Here is a 20,480-nt window from a genome sequence, read left to right on the forward strand (position 1 = left end):
CCCTTCGAGACGCTTCCTGCAGAAGAGTATCCTTTGCCGGGCTAGGAATCGGAGGTCTCGGTGAGCACTGAGCTGGAGAGCACGAGGCGCGCGCTGCGTGATGCGATCGCCCAGGCGGAGCACGCGGCCGAGCTGGCCAGGCTGCTGGAGGCCGCGCAGTCGCGGCTGGCCGGCGCCGAGAGCGACGCCGAGGAGGCCAGGGCGCTCGCCGAGCGGCTGGCCGAGACCGAGGAGCGGCTGGAGGCCGAGCGGGCCGCCGCCGAGAAGCTGCGCAAGGAGCTGGCCGAGCAGCGCTACCAGGCCGAGGTGGCCAACTGGAAGCTCTCCTCGATCAAGGTGGCCCGCTGGAACCGTCTCGGCGACGCCATCAAGAGCGGCAAGAACAACCCGGTGCGCCTGGCCAAGGGGCTCAAGGGCGCGGCCAAGCCGGTCAAGCGGCCCTCGGCGCCCAAGCGCGCTCCGGTCGCGGGCGGCCGGCGGGCCAAGGACGAGCGGCCCGGCGCCGCCTTCCAGGCCACCACCTCGATCAGGAAGCTCGACGGCGCGTCCTTTCGGCTGAAGCCGTTCCGGGTGCCCACCGGGCCCAACACGCGCCCGCACCTGACGGCCGCGGTGATCGCCGATCCGCACGCCGAGGCGCTGCTGCGCTACGAGTGGCGGCAGACGACCGGGTTCACGCCGCGCGACTTCGCCCGCGTGCTGCCCCTGGAGGTGCCCCACCTGCTCGTGGTCGAGTCGGTCACGCGGGGGCCGTGGGCCGAGGAGATCGTCGGTGAGCCGGGCGACGGGCTCAGGGCGCTGCTCGCCTGGTGCGCCGAGCGCGGCATCCGCACGGTGTTCTGGCACACGCAGGGCGACATCGCCGACTACGCCGCCGCCGCCGAGCTGTTCGAGCACCGCTTCAGCACCCATGCCGCCGAGGGCTGGCGGCGCCTGTCGTTCGGCGTCCAGCCCCGGGTGCACAACCCGCTGCCGCTGGCCGGCGGCCGGGTCGACCGGGTGCTCACGCTGGACCAGCTGCTGCCCGGCCACCTCACCTATCCCGACGTGCTGACCTCCTACCGCTGGCCCGCCGCCGTCGACTGCCCGCCCGGCACCCCGCAGTGGCGGCTGGCCGAGATCGCGGCCTGTGGAACCCCCATCGGCGACGAGCCCGACTCCCGCAGGGCGCACGCCGCCCTGCGCCGCGCCTACGCCACCGGCACGATGACCGAACGGGTCGACGACCTGCTGGAGGCGATCGGCCTGCCCAGCCACCGGGCCACGCTCGACATCTCGGTGCTGCTGCCGGTGCTCGACCGGTCGCTGCTGGAGCACGCGCTGGCCCAGGTGGCGCGTCAGTCCGCGACGGTGTCGCAGCTGGTCGTGTTCGGCCCGCCGGAGTCCGAGTTGCGCGCCCGCGACGTGCTGCCCGGCGTCGACGTGGTCTTCCGCGACCTCGACCCGGGGCTGTCGGCCGGAGCGATGCTCGACCGGGGTCTCGACCTGTGCGAGTCCGACCTGGTCTCGGTGATGGACCCGCGCGACGTCTACGGCCCCCACTACCTGTCCGATCTCAGCCGGGCCTTCCTGTTCAGCACGGCCGACATCGTCGGCAAGGCCGCCTTCTACGCCCACCTGCGCAAGCCGCAGGCCACGCTGCTCAAGCAGCCCGACGCCGAATACTCCTACCTGCCGGAGGTCGCCGGGGCCACGCTGCTGGCCCGCCGGGGCGTGCTGCGCGAGCTCGGGTTCGCCGACCTGACCGAGGGGTGGGACGCCGTGCTCATGCGCCAGTGCCGCGCCGACGGGGTCAAGGTGTTCTCGGCCGACCGGTTCGGCTACGTCCGGGTCCGCGACGAGGACCGCTGGCTGCTGGGCGCGGCCCACCTGGTCGAGTACGGCTCCGCCGAGCCGCACGCGCTGATCTGACCGGTGGCCCCCGCGTCGTACACCGGGGCGGCCGGATGCCCGTAGGGTCGTCGCCATGACGGCGCGGCGGCTCGCCGGGGTGCTGGGCGAGCCCCCGGCGCCGGACGGGACATGGGAGCGGGAGGCGGTCTACGTCTCGGCCGCCGCCCTGCGCCGCCGCGTGCCGCCCGAGGCGCTGGCCGCCCGGGTCCGCGAGGTGCCCGGGGTGTCCGGGGTGGAGGCGCTGTCCAACGGGTTCCTGCGGATCGTCGTGGCGGTGCCGGGTGCGCTGGTCGAGGAGGTGGAGCCGGTCGCCGGCCTGCCTGATCCGTGGCCCGACCTCCCGCGCACCTGGGACAACCCGGGGTTCGTGGTCCGCTACGCCCGCGCCCGCGCGACGGCCGTGCGGCGCTGGGCCCGCGAGCTGGGGGTGCCGTGCGAGGGCTTCCGCCCGGACCTGCTCGACGACCCGCGCGACCGGGCCGTGCTGCGCGTCCTGGCCGAGCTCCCGAGCAGGCGCGCGAGCCTCTCGCCGGGCTGGGAGTCCTTCCTGGTACGGCTCGCGCTCGCCTACCATGACGCCCACGAGCTGGCTCCGGCCGTGCCGGTGGGGGACGAGCCGCCCGGTCCGGTGCACACGGCCCGCGTGCGGCTGGCGGGTGCGGTGCGCGAGGTGCTCGTCGGCCCGGACCGCTTGTGAATCCTCGTAAAATATCTGGTAAAACGGTTAAAAACCGTAAAAATATCCCTGCTCAGGCCGGATTCCGTCTCGATACGTGGGCAGCCGGTCCAGGAGGAACGAGGGTTCCGATAGCCTCGTTCGGGTGAGTCGATTCGCCCATCCCGCCGGAGACCGCCACGCCGAGCCGCCGGCCCACGAGCGCCCCCCGCTGGCGCCCGCCGACCTCAACCGGATCAATCCCACGATCTGGCCCCGAACGTCCGGCCGCGTCGATGGCGCGCTCACGATCGGCGACGTCGACGTCCGCGAGCTGGTCCGCGAGCACGGCACCCCGCTGTACGTGCTCGACGAGCACGACGTGCGCTCGCGCATGCGCGACTACGCCACCGCGTTCGCCGGCTCCGAGGTCCACTACGCGGGCAAGGCGTTCCTCTGCAAGGAGGTCGTCCGCTGGCTGCGCGACGAAGGGCTCGGCCTCGACGTGGCCAGCGGCGGTGAGCTGGCCGTCGCGCTCAGCGTCGGCTTCCCGCCCGAGCGCATCACCCTGCACGGCAACAACAAGTCCGTCGCCGAGCTGACCAGGGCCCTGGAGGCCGGCATCGGCCACATCGTGGTCGACTCCTACGAGGAGATCGCCCGCCTCGGCTTCCTCGCCGACCGCCACGGCAAGCGCCCCAAGGTGATGGTCCGGGTCACCACCGGGGTCGAGGCGCACACCCACGAGTTCATCGCCACGGCCCACGACGACCAGAAGTTCGGCCTGTCGCTCAGCTCCGGCGCCGCCGCCGAGGCGGTCCGCCGGATCCTCGCCCTGCCGTCGCTGGAGCTCGTCGGCCTCCACTCGCACATCGGCTCGCAGATCGTCGACACGGCCGGGTTCGAGGTGGCCGCGCGCCGCCTGGCCACGCTGCTCGTGCAGATCAAGGCCGAGCACGACGTGCTGCTGCCCGAGCTCGACCTCGGCGGCGGCTACGGCATCGCCTACATCGAGGGCGACGAGGCCCCCGACATCAAGCAGATCGCCGACAGCCTGCGCGAGATCGTCGCCAAGGTCTGCACCGACGCCGGGCTGCCGGTGCCGAGGCTGACCGTCGAGCCGGGCCGCACCATCGTCGGGCCCGGCGGCATCACCCTCTACGAGGTCGGCACCGTCAAGGACGTCGAGGGGCTGCGCACCTACGTGAGCGTCGACGGCGGCATGAGCGACAACCTGCGCACCGCCCTCTACGGCGCCGACTACACCGCCGTGCTGGCCAGCCGAGAGAGCTCGGCCGAGCCCATGCTCAGCCGCGTCGTCGGCAAGCACTGCGAGAGCGGCGACATCGTGGTCCGCGACTGCTTCCTGCCCGCCGACCTCGCTCCCGGCGACCTGATCGCCGTGGCCGCCACCGGCGCCTACTGCCGCTCGATGGCGCACAACTACAACTACCTGCCCAAGCCCGCCGTGGTCGCCGTCGCCGACGGCGAGGCTCGCGTGATCGTGCGGGGCGAGACCGAGGACGACCTGTTGAGGGGGCAGCTGTGAAACCGCTGAAGGTTGCGTTGCTGGGCTGCGGGGTCGTCGGCTCCCAGGTCATCCGCCTGATCCGCGAGCAGGGCGACGACCTGGCCGCGCGCATCGGCGCGCCGCTGGAGCTGGCCGGCGTCGCGGTGCGCCGCCTGGGCCGCAAGCGCGACGTCGAGATCGCCCCCGAGCTGCTGACCACCGACGCCGAGTCGCTGGTCGCCCGCGACGACGTCGACATCGTGATCGAGGTCATCGGCGGCATCGAGCCGGCCCGGTCGCTGATCGTGGCCGCCCTGTCGCGGGGCAAGTCGGTCGTCACCGCCAACAAGGCACTGCTGGCCGAGGACGGCGCGACGCTGCACGAGGCGGCCCGCGCCGGCAAGGGCGACCTCTACTTCGAGGCCAGCGTCGCCGGGGCCATCCCGCTGCTGCGGCCGCTGCGCGAGTCGCTGGCCGGAGACCACGTCCAGCGGGTGCTGGGCATCGTCAACGGCACCACCAACTACATCCTCGACAAGATGGACTCCACCGGCGCGTCGTTCACCGACGCCCTGGAGGAGGCGCAGACCCTCGGCTACGCCGAGGCCGACCCCACGGCCGACGTCGAGGGCTTCGACGCCGCCGCCAAGGCCGCGATCGTGGCCGGGCTGGCCTTCCACAGCCGGGTGACCGCCGCAGAGGTGCACCGCGAGGGCATCACCGACATCACCGCCACCGACGTGGCCTCGGCCAAGGCCATGGGCTACGTGATCAAACTGCTGGCCATCTGCGCCCGGTCCGACGACGGCCGGTCGATCGGGGTGCGCGTGCATCCGGCGATGATCCCGCGCTCCCATCCGCTGGCCGGCGTGCGCGAGGCGTACAACGCGGTGTTCGTGGAGGCGGAGTCGGCGGGGCAGCTGATGTTCTACGGCAAGGGCGCGGGCGGCGCGCCGACCGCGTCCGCCGTGCTGGGCGACCTGGTGGCGGTGGGCCGCAACCGGCTCGCGGGCACCCGCGGTCCCGAGGAGTCCACCTACGCGTCGCTGGCCGTGCACCCGATGGGCGAGACGGTCACCCGCTGCCACGTGGCGCTCGACGTGGCCGACAAGCCCGGCGTGCTGGCCACGGTGGCCGACCTGTTCGCCAAGCACGACGTCTCGATCCAGACCGTCCGCCAGGAGGGGCGCGGTGACGACGCGCAGCTCGTCATCGTCACCCACCGGGCGACCGACGCGGCGCTCACGGCCACCATGGAAGGACTGCGCGACCTCGACATCGTCCGCGCCGTGGCGAGCGTGATGCGCGTCGAGGGCGACGAGTAGCCGAGCCTTCCCGGAGCCGTTCCCCGGGAATCCGTGTGTTCCGCCCGGAGACGCCTTTCGCGCAGGCGTCAGGAGTGCGGGAAGGCCAAGGCGCGGATCCGGCGGACGGCCTTCCTGAGCACCGTACGTTCCTGGACGCGTGACAGCCGGACCGCCTCCCGGCGCCAGGTCTCGGCCTTGTCGCGCCACCGGGCGGTGTCCCGTTCCCTCTTGCCCACCTCCCTGCGGAGCCGGGCCAGCTCGGCGCGCAGGTCCGCCGTACGGTCGCGGAGCTGCGCGAGCTCCTTCTCCCGCCGCATAGCCAGCCGCTCGGCCTCCGGGACGGGGCGCCGGCGCGGCGGGTAGACGAGCGGTCTGCGGGTGATGTCCCACGCCGGCCCGTCCAGCCATTCGAGGCCGAACACCTCGTCGAGGACGTCGTCCAGGCGCTCTCCGGGCTCGGCCACCAGGGCGGCGCGCGCCAGGGCGGACACGCGCTCCAGCCGGGCCACCACCACCCCTTCGCCCGTCTCGTCCAGCGCCAGGCACAGGACGCCGCCGTCGTGCTCCTCCAGGTGGCCGACGAGCCGTTCCACGGAGTCACGGGCCGGGACCCAGCCAGGAGGGATCAGCAGCCGGAAGGGAGGCACGACCTCCCGCCCCGGACCGGCCGCGCGCCCGGCGTCCGGCCACGCGGAGTCGCCCGCCAGGCGGACCCTCGGGTCGTGCTCGAACGTGGCGTGGACGAGCCTCAGGTCCAGGTCGGCGTCGCGCAGCGGGGAACGGCGGCCGGTGCCCAGAGCCGCCCACGGACCCGTGACGGTGACCCGGATGTCCGGAAGGCTGCTCGCGAGGAGGGCGTCGACCGTGGCGCGCACGTCCTCGTAGGCCCCGGCCGGGACGTAGGCGTCCACGTACGGCACGAGCCACTGGCGGCCGGGATCCGTACGAAGATAACGGCGGTACGGCACCCGGTCCGCCACGTACGGGTCGTTGTGGCGCTTGAGGGCGGCGAAGTCCCGCATGGCGGTGGGCAGCCCGAGATGCCAGGCCCGCGCCTCGGGGTCGGGCACGAAGACCGCGCCCGCCTGGGTCAGCCGGTAGCCCAGCTCGGTGTCCTCGGCCAGCACCAGCGAGGTGTCCAGGCCGCCGATCGAGCGCAGCAGCGCGGCGGGGTAGGACGCGCTGGCGCCCACGTGGATCCTGGTGGCCAGCGAGCTGGGCGCGGTGCGCAGGCCGTCGTGCTCGGCGATGATCTGCTCGGCCCAGTCGTGGCGGTGCGGCGACAGCGGGAACAGGCTCTCCTCCGTGCCCGCCAGCACGGCCGCGCGGACCCGCTCCGGCGTGGGCCGCCGCTCGGCCGAGGTGAAGTCGATCCAGCCCAGCACCACCAGGTACGGGGCGAGGTGGTGCCAGCGGAGCTGCGCCTCGACGTGTTCGCGGTGGGGGACCATGTCGGCGTCCAGGACGAGGACGACGTCGCCGGTGGCCGCGTCGAGGCCGGTCTGGACGGCCCAGGCGCGTCCCCAGCCGCCGGGCGGGGCGGGGATCAGCCGGGTTCCGGGCGGGACGATCTCCGACAGGCACAGGGGAGGCGTGCTGCCGTCGTCCACGACGACGATCTCCGTGAGCTCCGCGGGGTAACTCTGCGCCGAGAGCGCCGCCAGCGTGAGGTCCAGCGTCTCCTGCCGGTCGTGGGCCGGGATGACGACCGTCACGGTCAGCGTGGGCTCCCAGTCGCCGAGCCGGGGCGGGGTCAGCACGCCGAAGTCCTGGCGCCGGATCCGTGGTCGGTTCACGGCAGGGCGCTCCCGTCCAGCTCCATCAGGGCGCTGGGGCGGAAGCCGCGCCACTGGTCCCTGTTGCGACGCAGGAACGTACCGATCGGCTCCTGCCAGGTGTGGTTGGCGGCGGGGCCACGGCGCAGGATGTAACCGAGGCCGTGGGTGCGGTAGATCTGGCCGCCCGCGGCCTGCATGGCCTCCTGGAACTGGGTGTCGACCGAGCGGCGCAGCGGCCGGAACCCCCCGACCGCCTGGAACGCCGACCGCTCGGCCAGGATCGTGCCGCCCGCGACGAAACTGGTGATCTGCTCGGTGATCTGGCTGCGGTGCACGGTGACGTCGATCGACGACAGGTAGACGAACTCGGGCACGGTCCCCACCACCTGCGCGCCGGAGTAGGAGTGGGCGAGCAGCAGGTCGGACAGGAAGTCGGGGCCGTACCAGTCGTCGTCGTCCATCTTGAGCAGGAACGAGCCCGAGGCGCGGGCGGCCGCGTTGTTCAGCACCTGGCCGAAGATCTCGTCGTGGCCGGCCTCGTAGACGGTCAGCGGCCCGTCGAAGGCGGCGATCGCCCGGGCCACGTCGGGGTGTCCCCGGGGCAGGCCGTGCAGGGCGAGGACGACCTCGACCCGCGCTCCGCGCTGGCGGGCGACCTGGTCGAGGGCGAAGCCCACCATGTCGGTCCGGCGGGTGGCGAGCAGCACGGAGGTCAGCGGTGGCGCCTGGGCGGGCGCGCCGAGCTGCTCCCAGCGGGCGGCCACGCCGTGCGTGCGCAGCGCCGCGCGGCGCAGCCGGACGCTGTGCTCCTCCCGCCGGAGATCATCGGAGAGGTCGGGGTCTGTCGTCACCAACGTGATCAGTTCGGCTCCGAGAGCGCCCGCCCAGCGCGGCACGCTCTCCGCGACCAGCGGGATCCCCGCCGCGGCCAGCCCCGCGAGCACCCGCACGGCGGCCAGCGGGCCGCTGTGCGCGTGCCGCCAGTCGACCGTGAGGCCCCGGATCTGCCTCAGCCTGGACACGTCCGCGTCGGTCACTCCGCCCGACTCGGCGAACGCCGTCACCAGGCGTCCGTCCAGCACCACCGACCAGCGCCCGTCGCGCTCCTCCAGCGACGCCATGCCCCGGGACGGCGTGGTGACGAACCCCTGCGGGTTCACCAGGCGCTCGTCGACCGGCGGAACCATCGACGGGTCGCCCAGCACGTCCGGATCGGCCAGCGGCAGCGCGGCGCCGCCTGGCCGGCCCAGCCGCTCCCAACTGGCGGCGCGCGACGTCGGCCGCTCGACGGGTGTCTCGTCACCGGTCCACGCGACGAGGGCGCGGGCTTCGTTCGGGCCGGCCGGGACGGGGGTGCGGGCTTCGTGCGGATCGGCCGGGACGGGGGTGCGCGGGGCCGGCTCGCCGGCTTCCAGCGTGCGCAGCACCACGTCACCGCCCGGTGCGCCGACCCGCTCGGGCACCGGTCCGCCGATCTCGGCGGGGGTCGCGTTGGGGTCGCCGGGCCGCCAGTCGGCCGAGCCGACGCCCGCGATCGCCGCCGCCGGCGCCGCGATCACGTCCAGCCGGTGCCCCGCGAAGGCGCGCGCCGTCGCCGCCACGGTACGGCCCGCGGGCGTGGGGGCCGAGAAGCGGGCGTCCACCACCCACACCCGGTCCTTGGGCCGGTGCACCCGCAGATCCGTCAGGGAGCGCCACCGGTGCGCGGGAGTCGGCGTCGGCACCGGGGCCGGATGCGAGGCCGGGGTGTCGAGCACGGCCACGACCACGCGCCGCGCCTCCGGCAGCAGCTTGTGCAGGGTGGCCGCGCGCCGCAGGTCGGCGGGCGTGCCGGCGATCACGAGGACCTCGTGCACCCGCTCCGTCACCGGCGGCGGCTCCAGCAGATCCCGGTCCAGATCGACCACGCCGGCCGCGCCGAGCCCGCCGAGCCCGCCGGCCGCGCCGAGCCCGCCGGGCAGCGTCTCCGCGCCGACCCCGGTCAGGAACACCCGAGCCTTCGGCAGGTCGGCCAGCAACTCGCGGATCACTCCGAACTCCTCAGGTGCCGCATCGGTTCGCGGATCACTCCGGACTCCTCAGGTGCCGCATCGGTTCGCGAGTCAACCCGCGCTCCTCAGGTGCCGCAGGAGTGAGCTGAGCCGCCGCCCCTCGGTGACAGGCTCGGCGGACAGCCGTTCCACCTCCGCCGACAGGCGCTCGACCTCCGCCCGCAACGCCTTCACCTCGTCCCGCCGCTCTGCGGCCACCGCGCGCCACTTGACCGCGTCGCCCGACGCGGGCTCGGTCTCGGCCGCGGGAACGATCCCGTACTCCTCGCCGCTCACCCAGATCGAGCCGAACATCTCGTCCACCAGGTCGTCGGCCGCTCCGGGGAAGAACGCGGCCCGGGAGAACGCCGCGGTGCGTTCCAGCCGGGCCGTCACCACGCCGTCGGCCGACTCGGCCAGGACGGCGCAGACGAGGCCCAGCAGGCCGGGCTCGGCGAGCCGTACGAGCCGGGAGAGCGTGTCGGCGCCCGGCGCCCAGCCGGGCGGGAGCGTGAGCAGGAAGGGGGAGGGGGCCGCGGAGACGGGCGCGGTCTCGGCGAAGGTGACGCGCGGCTCGTGGCGGTAGAGGTTGTGGATGAGGCGCAGGTCGAGCAGGGGCTCGTCGAGGCTGGCGCGGCGCCCGCCGGTCAGCCGCCCCCAGGGCCCGACGACCGTGACGCCGATGTCGTCGAGGGTGCCCGCGAGCGCCGCGTCCACGCAGGCGCGCGTCTCCTCGTAGCCGGTGGCCGTCACGACGACCCGCACGTAGGGCACGAGCCAGTGCCGTCGTGGGTGTTTGCGCAGCCAGCGCAGGTCGGGGACGAGGTCGCCGAGGAACGACCAGTTGTGCCGGTGGACGTCCTTCTCCCGGCGCATGACCGTGGACGGGCCGATGTGCCGGCCCCGGGCCTGGGGGTCGGGGATGAACACCGCTCCGGCCTGCGCCAGCCGGTAGCCCAGCTCGGTGTCCTCGGCCATGTCCAGGCGCGGGTCTACGCCGCCCGCCGCGCGCAGCAGGCCGGCCCGGACCGAAGTGGAGGCCCCGGTGTGCAGGAGGTACGCACCCGCGCCGGCGTCCTTGAGCATCCGGGTCGTTTCGAGCGTTCGGCGGGTGTACTCGGCCTGGACGCCCTGTTCGTCCAGGGTTTCGACGAAGCGGGTCTCACCGATCACGACCGCGTGGTCGATCAGGTGGTGCCAGCGCATGTGGGCTTCGAGGTGGTCGTCGTCCAGGATCATGTCCGCGTCGAGCCAGTGGATCACGTCACCGGTGGCGGCGAGCTGTCCGGTCTGACGGGCGGCGCCGCGGCCCCAGCCGTCCCGGACCCGTACGATCCGTGCGCCGGGCACGTCGCGGGGCTCGATCGGCGGCTCGCTGCCGTCGTCGGCCACGACCACCTCGGTCAACTCGGCGGGGTAGGTCTGACGCGCCAGCGCGGCCATGGTGCGGCCGAGCTCCGCCTGACAGTCGTAGGCGGGGATGACCACAGAAAGGGTCAAGATCGGATTCCAGCTCCCGATCGCGGGCGGCCGGAGCGAACCATAATCGTTGTGCCTGATCTTGGTCATACCCCGCCCTTGGCCAGGGCGCGGACCTCCTGGCGCAGTTCCTCCACCTCTCGCGCGCGGGTGATGGCGTTCACCCGGTCCTCGCCGAGGGAGGCGAGGATCGCGCCCAGGTCGTCGTCGCGCCGCGTGGCCGACTGCTCGACGGCGGCGGCCAGACGGTCCAGCCTCGACTCGATCCGGCCGAGCGTGGTGGTGACCTTGGCGAGCCCGGCTTCGTGCTTCTTGATGCGCTGATCCATGCGCTGCGCCTTTCCGTCGAGGCGGCGCACGATGAGCACGAGCACGGCGAGGGCGGCCAGAGCGATCAGGGACGCCGCGATGGCTCCCGCGGCGGCCCAGGTGATCAGGTCTCCGAGCAGCAGCACCACGAGAGCGGCCACGACCACGACACCGAGGATCGCGGCGACCGCTGCCAGTCGGCGGGGCGAGAGCATCCGCGCATACCTTCCATAGACATGACTAAACCGGCGTCAGGGGATATTGACACCCTAAGCAACATTCGCCACTACCGTGCCATAAGTTCCTGTGTGATAACTGGGAATTGCTTCCGCCCCGACCTGCAGCGCTTTCCGGCATGAAGGTGGACTCGCGGCCTACGTGCCAGTAAACCGGCGTAAGGTAGGCGCCGACTGAGTCCCCGCCGGTCGAGGAGCACCACACCTATGTCCGTCACCCCTTGCGGCTTCACACGCACGCCGGAGAAGGGGCTCGCCCGCCTGCACTGGAGCGAGGCCGGCTGGCAGGTCGACGGGCAGCCGCCCGACCCTGGCGCGCTCCGCCCGCTGCGCGGCCTCGAGATCGAGTGGCCCGGCGACGCGGTGCCCCTCGACGGGCTCACCCGGCTCGCCGCCGCCGGCGTGCCCCTGACCACCCCCACCGCGCCCGGCTGGGTGCCCGCCGACCTGGCCGATCTGCTCACCGACCGTTCCTGGCTCGACCACGCCCCCGACGGCACCGCGCGCTCGCTGGCCGACCTGCGGCGCGAGGAGCACAGCGTGCGCCTGCGCCGCCTCGCCCATCGCTCCGGCCACATCCCCTCGATCAGCGTCGTCATGTCGACCAGACGTCCCGAGCTGGTCGGCGCCGCCCTGACTCAGATGGCCCGCCAGCGCGACGTCGAGATCGAGGTCCTGCTCGGGCTGCACGGGGTGCCCTTCGAACGGGTACGCCAGGCCGTCGAGGACTGCCCGCTGCCCGTGGCCTGGATCGAGGCCCCCGCCGAGGTGCCGTTCGGCCGGGTGCTCAACCAGGCGGCCGTCCTGGCCAGCGGCGACTACCTGGCCAAGTGGGACGACGACGACTGGTACGGCCCCCGCCACCTCGCCGACCTGGTCATGGCGGCCGGCTACTCGGGGGCCGACATCGTGGGCACCGCCGGCGAGTTCTTCTACCTGGAGCCGCTGCACGCCACGATCAGGCGCACCAGGTTCGCCAGCGGCGCCGCCTACCCGAGCGAGGTCTGGTCCGACCATGTGGCGGGCGGCACGATCCTGCTCTCCCGGGCCAGATTCGGCGACACCGGCGGATTCCCGGCCCAGCCCCGGGCGGTCGACCGCGACTTCCTGAAGGCCGCCTCCGAGGCCGGCGCCCGCGTCTACCGCACCCACGGCCTCGGCTACGTGCTGCGGCGCACGCTCAGCGACGAGCACACCTGGCGGCTCCCGCTCGCCCACTTCCTCAAGGTGGCCACCAACCAGTGGCGGGGCTTCCGCCCGAGCCACCTGCTGGAAGCCGCATGAGGGTCCGCGGCAACGACTACCGCGTCCTGCGGCCTCACGAGGGGTACGACCCCACGCTGCGCGTCAGCGTGATCGTGCCCGCCTACGGCGGCCAGGACAAGCTCGACCTGGTGCTGGCCGCACTGGCCCGGCAGACCTACCCGGAGGACCTGACCGAGGTCATCGTCGTGGACAACGGCAGCGCGCCGCCGCTGCGGCTGCCCCGCGAGCGCCCGGCCGGCACCCGGCTGATCGTCTGCGAGACCCCCGGCCGGGCCGCCGCCCGCAACGCGGGCCTGGCCGCGGCCACCGGCGACGTCATCCACTGGCTCGACTCCGACGTGCTGCTCACCCCGGGCGCGGTCGAGGCGCACATGCGCTGGCACCACACCGCCCCCTACCTGGTCGTGACCGGCTACATCAGGTTCACCGAGGCCCCCGTGCCCGCCGAGCTGCCCGACGACCTGGAGCGGGCCTTCGAGCCGGCCGAGCCGCACGCCTGGATCATCGACCTGGTGGAGCGGACCAACGGCCTCACCGACAACCCGCAGCGGCCGTTCAGCCTGCACGTCGGCGGCGCCACCTCGGTCAACGCCCGGCTGGTCGAGGCCGCGGGGCCGATGGACGACGAGCTCATCCTCGGCCAGGACACCGAGATGGGCTACCGGCTGGCGCAGGCCGGAGCGGTGTTCGTGCCCGAGCCCGAGGCCCGCGCCTACCATCTCGGCCCCACCATGCGGATGCGCGACAAGCAGCCCATCGACCGCGTGAGCCACGCCTTCGTGGCCGACCGCATCCCCTCCTACCGGTGGCTGCGCGCCAACCCCGGACGCCAGTGGAAGGTCCCGTACGTCACCGTCCTGCTCGACGGCACCGCCGGCTACGAGACCGTACGCGCCACGGTCGACGCCCTGCTGGCCGGGACCGTGCCGGACCTCTCGATCGTTCTGGTCGGCCCGTGGGACTCGGCCGGCCACGAGCGCCGTGCCCCGCTGACCGACCCCGGCCTCGACCTGGCGCTGATCCACGGCCACTACCGCTACGAAGGCCGGGTGCGGTTCGCGTCCACCGACGAGGCCGACCCGGCCGTCCCCTTCGTGCTGCGCCTGCCCTCCGGCTGGGTGCCCGGCGAGGACACCCTGGCCAGGCTCCTCGACCTGGCCCGCGACGAGGGCCTCGGCCTGGTCAACGTGTTGCTGCGGGAGTCGGCCGACGGCCTGCTGACGGCCCGGCTGGAGCGCGCCTCCGCCTTCGCCAGGGCCCGGATCGTGCTCCGGCCGGGGGAGTGTCTCGACGACGCGGTCGACGACGTGTCGGGCGTGTCGTGGGTGGAGGCCGAGAGCTACCCCTTCACCACCGAGCCCGCCGTCGTCCTCGGCCGTCGCGGCGCCCTGCGCGCCAGGACGGAGGCTCAGGAAGAGGCCGCGCGGCTGGCCAAGGAGGTCGAACGGCTGCGCGGCCAGGTCGCCAAGTGGCGTGACGAGGCGGCCAAGTGGCGCAAGAGCGCCGTCGAACTCCGCCGCGAGGTCGGCTCCCTGCGCCGCCAGCTCGCCGCGGCCAAGCGCGCCCAGCAGGGGTTGCGCGTCGTCCTGTCCACCACGGTGAAACGCGCGCTCGGCAAGGGGCGCCGCTGAGCCGTCAGCCGGTGCGCAGCGCCGACTTCAGCCGGCCCAGGAGGGTCCGCTCGACCGGCTCCTCCGGTGCGGCCGCCACCGGGACCGTCACGGCCGGCGTCGCCGTGGTGGCGGCGGCCGGGGCCGCCGGGGGCCAGTAGCGCTCCGGCGGCACGTGCCGTACCCCGTGGGTGGTGGCGATGACGGCGTCGAGGTCGTCGTCCGGTGCGGCGAGCAGGTGCGCGCGCCCCAGGGCGGAGGTGCGTTCGAGACGGGCGGTGCGGCCGTCGGGCAGGTCCACGACGAGCACGCCCGTCAGGTCCTTCTGCACGGTCTCCACCATGCGTTCGAGCGTCGCGCGGTGCAGCGGCACGTCCACCGGCCCCCGATAGCGGAAGGGCGTCGGCGCGGGCGTGGGCGCGGCCTCGTCGATCAGCCTGATCCGCTCGTCGTGCGCGAACAGGTCGCGCATCAGCCGCAGCTCGAAGCACGGGTCGCCGAGCACCGAGCGCCGCCCCTCGCGCAACCGCGACCACGGCCCCACCAGCGTCACCGCGACGTCCTGCAGCTTGCCGTCGAGCGCCGCCGCCACCGCCCGCCGCACGACCGCCTCGGAGGTGTCGGTCACGTCCAGCACGATCTCCACGTACGGGACCAGCCACCGCCGCCCGCGATCCTTGCGCAGGTCGCGCCGGAGCGGCACGCGGTGCGCGAGGTAGGGCTCCACGACCCGCACGGCCCGCTCCCGGTCGCGGTGCTGCGCCGGCAACCCGAGGTGTACGGCCTGCGCCTCCAGGTCGGGGACGAACACCACCCCGTGCATGGCCAGCCGGTAGGCGAACTCGGTGTCCTCGCCCCGGGCCACCGTCGGGTCGAGACCTCCCACGGCGTGGAAGACCTCCCGGGGCAGGGCGAACGTCGGCCCCGTGCACACGTGGTAGGGATTGCGGCTCCGGCGCAGCCCGTCGGTCTTGGCGATCGTCGCCTCGGTGGAGCTCGCCACCGCCCGGTCCAGGTCGAACAGCTCATCCAGCCGCCGCGCCCGGAACACCTCGTTCGCCGTGAGCGACGGCGCCTCGACGAACTTCTTCATCCCGATCGTGACCAGGTAGTCGGTCAGGTGGTGCCACCGGGCGAGTGCCTCGATGTGCTCCCGGCAGGCCACCATGTCGGCGTCGAGCCGCTGGATGATCTCGCCGTCGGCGGCCTTGGCGCCGGTGTTGACGGCGTTGGAGATGCCCCACCCGCTCTCGGTCCTGACGACGCGGGTGTTGTCGGGCCTGATCTCCGGCAGCCGGATCGGCGGCTCGCTGCCGTCGTCGACGACCAGCACCTCCAGTAGGTGGCCCGGATACGTCTGGGCGGCCAGCGCGGCCAGCGTCAGCTCCAGGTGCGGTCCGCCGTGCGCCGGAATGACCACGCTCACCGACAGGGCGGGCGACCAGGCGCCGAGCTCGGGCGGCTGCAGTGGTGAAAAGTCGTTCTGCGTCATCGCGGGACGCGCGCTCATGATGGTGACCCCCTGGCGCGACCTTATCGACAGTTGCTGAGAATTTCCTCAATTGCGGCATGTCCGACCATGGCCACGCCGCCCCGGCGGTCCGGGGCCCTCCGGCCGACCGTCCCCTCCCGGGCACCCCGTACACTTTGTGCCTGACAACGCAGGTAGGGAGTCATCATGAGCAGGTCGTGGCGTGGCCTCATCGAGGAGTACCGTGAGCGGCTTCCGGTCACCACGAAGACGCCCGTCATCACGCTGCTCGAGGGCGGCACCCCACTGGTGCCCGCGCACCGTGTCTCGGCCCTCACCGGATGTGACGTCTACCTCAAGGTCGAGGGCGCCAACCCGACGGGCAGCTTCAAGGACCGTGGCATGACCATGGCCATCAGCAAGGCCGTCGAAGAGGGCGCCAAGGCGGTCATCTGCGCCTCCACCGGCAACACCTCGGCCTCGGCCGCCGCCTACGCGGTGCGCGCCGGGCTCACCTGCGCCGTCCTGGTGCCGCGAGGCAAGATCGCGATGGGCAAGCTGGCCCAGGCGCTCGTCCACGGAGCCACCCTGCTGCAGGTCGAGGGGTCGTTCGACGACTGCCTGGAGATGACCCGCAAGCTGTCCTCCAGCTACCCGATCGCGCTGGTCAACTCGGTCAACCCGTTCCGGCTCCAGGGCCAGAAGACCGCCGCCTTCGAGATCGTCGACACGCTGGGCGACGCGCCCGACATCCACTGCATCCCCGTGGGCAACGCGGGCAACATCTCGGCCTACTGGATGGGCTACCGCGAATACCTCACCGACGGGGTGTCGTCGAAGGCGCCCCGGATGTTCGGCTTCCAGGCCAGCGGGTCCGCGCCCATCGTCAACGGCGCCCCGGTCGCCCATCCCCACACGATCGCCACCGCCATCCGCATCGGCAACCCGGCCTCCTGGCAGCTCGCCATCGCGGCGCGTGACGAGTCGGGCGGCGACATCCAGTCGGTGACCGACCGCCAGATCGCCGCCGCGTACAAACTGCTGGCCCAGGAGGAGGGCGTGTTCGTCGAGCTCGCCTCGGCGGCCAGCGTGGCCGGTCTGCTGCAGGCGCACGCGCGGGGGCTGATCGAGCCGGGCCAGCGCATCGTCTGCACGGTCACCGGCAACGGTCTCAAGGACCCCGACTGGGCCATCGCGGGCGCCCCGGCCCCGATCACGATCCCCGTCGACGTCCAGGCCGCGGCGGGCGCGCTCAACCTCGCCTGACGCCGCGTACGCGCGCGGCGACACTCGTCCGGACAGTCATCCGGACGTTCATCCGCACGACCTATCCGCACGACCCATCCGCACGACCCATCCGCACGACCATCTGCACGACCTCGGCGTGGTTCGGCCGCGCGCGGGATCGCGGACCGAGAGGGAAGTCTGACCGATGAGCACCGTGGTGATCCACGTGCCGGCGACGTCGGCCAATCTGGGGCCCGGGTTCGACTCCCTGGGCCTGGCGCTGGGGCTGCACGACGAGGTCGAGGCGACGCTCACCGGTGAGCCGGGCGTCCGCGTGACCGTCGAGGGTGAGGGCGCCGGCGAGCTCGATCTCGGCGAGGGCCATCTGGTCGTCAAGGCCATGCGCAAGGCGTTCGACCGGATGGGCATGGCGCAGCCCGCCGGGATCCGCCTGCACTGCCGCAACCGGATCCCCCACGCCAGGGGGCTCGGCTCGTCGTCCGCGGCGATCTGCGCGGGCCTGCTCGCCGCGCGCGCCCTGGCCGGCGAGGGCGAGTTGTCGGACGACGAGGTGTTCGCGCTCGCCACTGAGATGGAGGGCCACCCCGACAACGTGGCTCCGTGCCTGGCCGGAGGGCTGACCGTCGCCTGGACCGAGCACTCGGGCGCACCGCGTATGGTGAAACTAATCCCCGATGCGCGCATCCGGCCCGTCGTGATCGTTCCGGCGACGCGACTGGCCACCGAGACCGCTCGGGGGCTTCTTCCGAAGGACGTGCCCCACAAGGACGCCTCCTTCAACGCCGGCCGGACCGCGCTGCTGATCGCGGCGTTGCTCCAGATGCCGGATCGCGAGCTACTGCTGGCCGCGACGGAAGATCGGCTCCACCAGGAATACCGCGCGCCTGCGATGCCGCGGAGTGCGGATCTGGTAGAACGTCTCCGTGCAGTGGGCGTGCCCGCGGTCGTCTCGGGGGCGGGTCCCACGGTTCTTGCGTTTTCGACACCGGATTCGCAGGATTTGATCGCGCCAGAAGTGGGTAATGACTGGCACATCCAGCAAATGGACGTCGACCCGGTTGGTGCGAACGTTCAGTTCCCCGAGACACGCTGATGACACTTAGACCTTCAGGGAATAGTCGTGTGCGCTGGTGATGTTAGGCTGATAGCCGCACCAGATGCCCCCTTGGTGGGTGCGTGCTTGTCAGCCATGCATTGCTGCATTGTGCTTCACGCCGTGAGGCGTGGGCGGCGCGGCTGTCTCCCCGGAATCCGTTACCTCCGGTTGGCCCACACCCGGTTGGCCCAAAGTGAGGCGGCGACGACGGGGGCTTGCGCGTTCGAATCACCTCGACATCTGGCTGGCGACAGCAATCTGGGGGGTGTCTTCCACGCGTCACCGTCCTGTGACGGCCTGGACGAGCCCCTCCCCAAGAGTGGCGGCCGTCCCCAGCGACGGCCGAAGATCGCAAAGTGCACCCCGACCCGGTCTGCGCCGGATCGCAAGCACCTCCGGGACGCCCGGCGGAACAAAACCGGGGCCCGACCCCTGGGAAGGACCTTTTAGTTGAGCGACACCACCGAACTCCTCTCCGACGCACCAGGCTCGCCTGCGCAGCCGGCGTCCGGCGACACCCCCACCCGCGCCGTGGCCAAGCCCCGTGCGCGTCGCTCCGGCACCGGCCTCTCCGCCAAGGTGCTGCCCGAGCTGCAGAAGATGGCCGCCGAGCTGGGCATCAGCGGCACCGGACGGATGCGGAAGAGCCAGCTCATCGCGGCCATCCAGGAGAAGCAGGGCGTCGGTTCCGGAGACAGCGCACCTGCTCCCGTGGCCGAGGCACCGGCAGTGGCCGCGGCCACCGCCGAGGCGGCGCCCGTGACCGAGCGTCCGGCTCGTGCCCGCAGGGAACGCTCCCGCGCCAAGACCGTCGAGGAGCCCGCTGCGCAGGCCGCCGAGCCGGTCGTCACCGCGCCCGAGCCCGTGGCCGCACCGGCCGAGCCGGTCGTCGAGCAGACCTCTCAGCCCGCCGACACCGGTCACGGTGACCCGCGCGGCGACCGGGGCGAGAGCCGGCGTGAGCGCCGCAGCCGCGGCGAGCGCCGCGACCGGGGCGAGCGTTCCGGCAACGACCGCGGTGAGAGCGGCCGCGATGGCGGTCGTGACAGTGCTCGTGACAGTGCTCGTGACAGTGGCCGCGACAGCGGTCGTGACGGCCGCGATGGTGGTCGTGACGGCGGCCGCGATGGTGGTCGTGACGGTGGCCGTGACGGCTCCCGCGGCGAGGGCGGACGCTCCGACCAGCGGGTCGACTCCGGCAGCCGCTCCGACCAGCGGAGCGACCAGCGCAATGACCAGCGGGGCGACCAGCGGGGCGACGACGACGACCGCGGCGGCCGTGGTCGTCGGGGCCGCTTCAGGGAGCGCAACCGTGGCCGTGGCCGCGACCGCTTCGACAGCAGCGAGCCCGTGATCGGCGAGGACGACGTTCTCATCCCGATCGCCGGCATCCTCGACATCCTCGACAACTACGCGTTCGTCAGGACGAGCGGCTACCTGCCGGGCAGCAACGACGTCTACGTCTCGCTCGCCCAGATCCGCCGCAACGGCCTGCGCAAGGGCGACGTCATCACCGGCGCCGTCCGCCAGCCGCGCGACGGTGAGCGCCGCGAGAAGTTCAACGCCCTGGTCCGCCTCGACACCGTCAACGGCATGGACCCGGAGCAGGCCCGCAACCGGCCCGACTTCAACAAGCTCACCCCGCTCTACCCGCAGGAGCGCCTGCGCCTCGAGACCGAGCCGAACATCCTCACCACGCGGATCATCGACCTCGTCTCGCCGATCGGCAAGGGCCAGCGCGGCCTCATCGTCTCGCCGCCCAAGGCCGGCAAGACGATGGTGCTCCAGTCGATCGCCAACGCGATCACCCGCAACAACCCCGAGTGCCACCTGATGGTCGTGCTCGTGGACGAGCGGCCCGAAGAGGTCACCGACATGCAGCGGTCGGTCAAGGGCGAGGTCATCCACTCGACCTTCGACCGTCCGGCCGAGGACCACACCACGGTCGCCGAGCTCGCCATCGAGCGGGCCAAGCGCCTGGTGGAGCTGGGCCACGACGTGGTCGTCCTGCTCGACTCGATCACCCGTCTCGGCCGCGCCTACAACCTGGCGGCCCCGGCGTCCGGTCGCATCCTGTCGGGTGGTGTCGACTCCACGGCCCTCTACCCGCCCAAGCGCTTCTTCGGCGCCGCTCGCAACATCGAGAACGGCGGCTCGCTGACGATCCTCGCCACGGCCCTGGTCGAGACCGGGTCCAAGATGGACGAGGTCATCTTCGAGGAGTTCAAGGGCACCGGCAACATGGAGCTCAAGCTCAACCGCTCCCTGGCCGACAAGCGCATCTTCCCCGCGGTGGACGTCGACGCGTCCGGCACCCGTAAGGAAGAGATCCTGATGGCCAAGGACGAGCTTCAGATCGTCTGGAAGCTCCGCAGGGTCCTCCACGCGCTGGACATGCAGCAGGCTCTGGAGCTTCTCCTGGAGAAGATGAAGGAGACCAAGTCCAACGCCGAGTTCCTCCTGCAGGTCCAGAAGACCACGGTGAGCAACGACCGCGACTGACGCACCATCCGAAAGGGGCGGCCCGGGATCACCGGCCGCCCCTTTCGCATGACTCGACCCGCGAGGGAATGCATCGTGGCCTGGGATGGT

Annotated in this window: 14 protein-coding genes; 9 read left to right on the plus strand and 5 right to left on the minus strand. The window is 72.7% G+C overall.

Features of this window, described 5'->3' with window-relative positions; genetic code table 11:
* The first annotated feature begins 60 nt into the window (after positions 1–60).
* From IEY82_RS22025 to IEY82_RS22040, 4 genes are all read left to right on the plus strand, one after another.
* A complete protein-coding gene (locus tag IEY82_RS22025; protein ID WP_225263521.1) occupies positions 61–1,911 on the plus strand; it encodes a hypothetical protein in 1,851 nt (616 codons plus the stop codon).
* A 55-nt stretch (positions 1,912–1,966) separates the two neighbouring features.
* The gene (locus tag IEY82_RS22030) at positions 1,967–2,590 is read left to right on the plus strand and encodes an anticodon-binding protein (RefSeq protein ID WP_189126084.1); all 624 of its coding nucleotides are present in this window, start codon (positions 1,967–1,969) and stop codon (positions 2,588–2,590) included.
* Positions 2,591–2,714: 124 nt separating this feature from the next.
* A complete protein-coding gene (gene lysA, locus IEY82_RS22035) occupies positions 2,715–4,097 on the plus strand; it encodes a diaminopimelate decarboxylase (protein WP_189126085.1) in 1,383 nt (460 codons plus the stop codon).
* Positions 4,094–5,383: a homoserine dehydrogenase gene (locus IEY82_RS22040; protein ID WP_225263519.1), complete on the plus strand. Its 1,290-nt coding sequence runs from the start codon at positions 4,094–4,096 to the stop codon at positions 5,381–5,383. The genes lysA and IEY82_RS22040 overlap by 4 nt, the downstream gene beginning before the upstream one ends.
* Positions 5,384–5,451: 68 nt before the next feature.
* On the opposite strand, the gene IEY82_RS22045 is transcribed toward IEY82_RS22040, so the two are convergent.
* From IEY82_RS22045 to IEY82_RS22060, 4 genes are all read right to left on the minus strand, one after another.
* Positions 5,452–7,161 (minus strand): glycosyltransferase, encoded by a 1,710-nt coding sequence (locus IEY82_RS22045; protein ID WP_189126086.1) that lies wholly within the window; start codon positions 7,159–7,161, stop codon positions 5,452–5,454.
* Positions 7,158–9,173, minus strand: a complete 2,016-nt coding sequence (locus tag IEY82_RS22050; RefSeq protein ID WP_189126087.1) for a glycosyltransferase — start codon at positions 9,171–9,173, stop codon at positions 7,158–7,160. The genes IEY82_RS22045 and IEY82_RS22050 overlap by 4 nt, the downstream gene beginning before the upstream one ends.
* A 72-nt stretch (positions 9,174–9,245) precedes the next feature.
* A complete protein-coding gene (locus tag IEY82_RS22055; RefSeq protein ID WP_189126088.1) occupies positions 9,246–10,673 on the minus strand; it encodes a glycosyltransferase family 2 protein in 1,428 nt (475 codons plus the stop codon).
* Between the two features lie 65 nt (positions 10,674–10,738).
* Positions 10,739–11,176: a hypothetical protein gene (locus tag IEY82_RS22060; protein ID WP_189126089.1), complete on the minus strand. Its 438-nt coding sequence runs from the start codon at positions 11,174–11,176 to the stop codon at positions 10,739–10,741.
* 228 nt (positions 11,177–11,404) lie between these two features.
* Between IEY82_RS22060 and IEY82_RS22065 the strand changes: the two genes are divergently transcribed.
* Entirely contained in the window at positions 11,405–12,481 is a 1,077-nt protein-coding gene (locus IEY82_RS22065; RefSeq protein WP_189126090.1) for a glycosyltransferase family 2 protein, read from the plus strand.
* Positions 12,478–14,094 (plus strand): glycosyltransferase family 2 protein, encoded by a 1,617-nt coding sequence (locus IEY82_RS22070; RefSeq protein WP_189126091.1) that lies wholly within the window; start codon positions 12,478–12,480, stop codon positions 14,092–14,094. Before IEY82_RS22065 ends, IEY82_RS22070 begins: the two co-directional genes overlap by 4 nt.
* 4 nt (positions 14,095–14,098) lie before the next feature.
* On the opposite strand, the gene IEY82_RS22075 is transcribed toward IEY82_RS22070, so the two are convergent.
* On the minus strand, positions 14,099–15,583 hold the full coding sequence (locus IEY82_RS22075) for a glycosyltransferase family 2 protein (RefSeq protein WP_189126092.1): 1,485 nt from the start codon (positions 15,581–15,583) through the stop codon (positions 14,099–14,101).
* Positions 15,584–15,751: 168 nt separating this feature from the next.
* Between IEY82_RS22075 and thrC the strand changes: the two genes are divergently transcribed.
* The 3 genes from thrC to rho all read left to right on the plus strand — a co-directional run bounded on the left by thrC (position 15,752) and on the right by rho (position 20,390).
* The gene (thrC, locus tag IEY82_RS22080; protein ID WP_189126093.1) at positions 15,752–16,810 is read left to right on the plus strand and encodes a threonine synthase; all 1,059 of its coding nucleotides are present in this window, start codon (positions 15,752–15,754) and stop codon (positions 16,808–16,810) included.
* 166 nt (positions 16,811–16,976) lie between these two features.
* On the plus strand, positions 16,977–17,885 hold the full coding sequence (gene thrB / locus IEY82_RS22085) for a homoserine kinase (protein WP_189126094.1): 909 nt from the start codon (positions 16,977–16,979) through the stop codon (positions 17,883–17,885).
* A gap of 453 nt (positions 17,886–18,338) precedes the next feature.
* Positions 18,339–20,390, plus strand: a complete 2,052-nt coding sequence (gene rho, locus IEY82_RS22090) for a transcription termination factor Rho (protein WP_189126095.1) — start codon at positions 18,339–18,341, stop codon at positions 20,388–20,390.
* Positions 20,391–20,480 lie beyond the last annotated feature (90 nt).

It is taken from the genome of Nonomuraea cavernae (assembly GCF_014646355.1).
Taxonomy (GTDB): domain Bacteria; phylum Actinomycetota; class Actinomycetes; order Streptosporangiales; family Streptosporangiaceae; genus Nonomuraea; species Nonomuraea cavernae.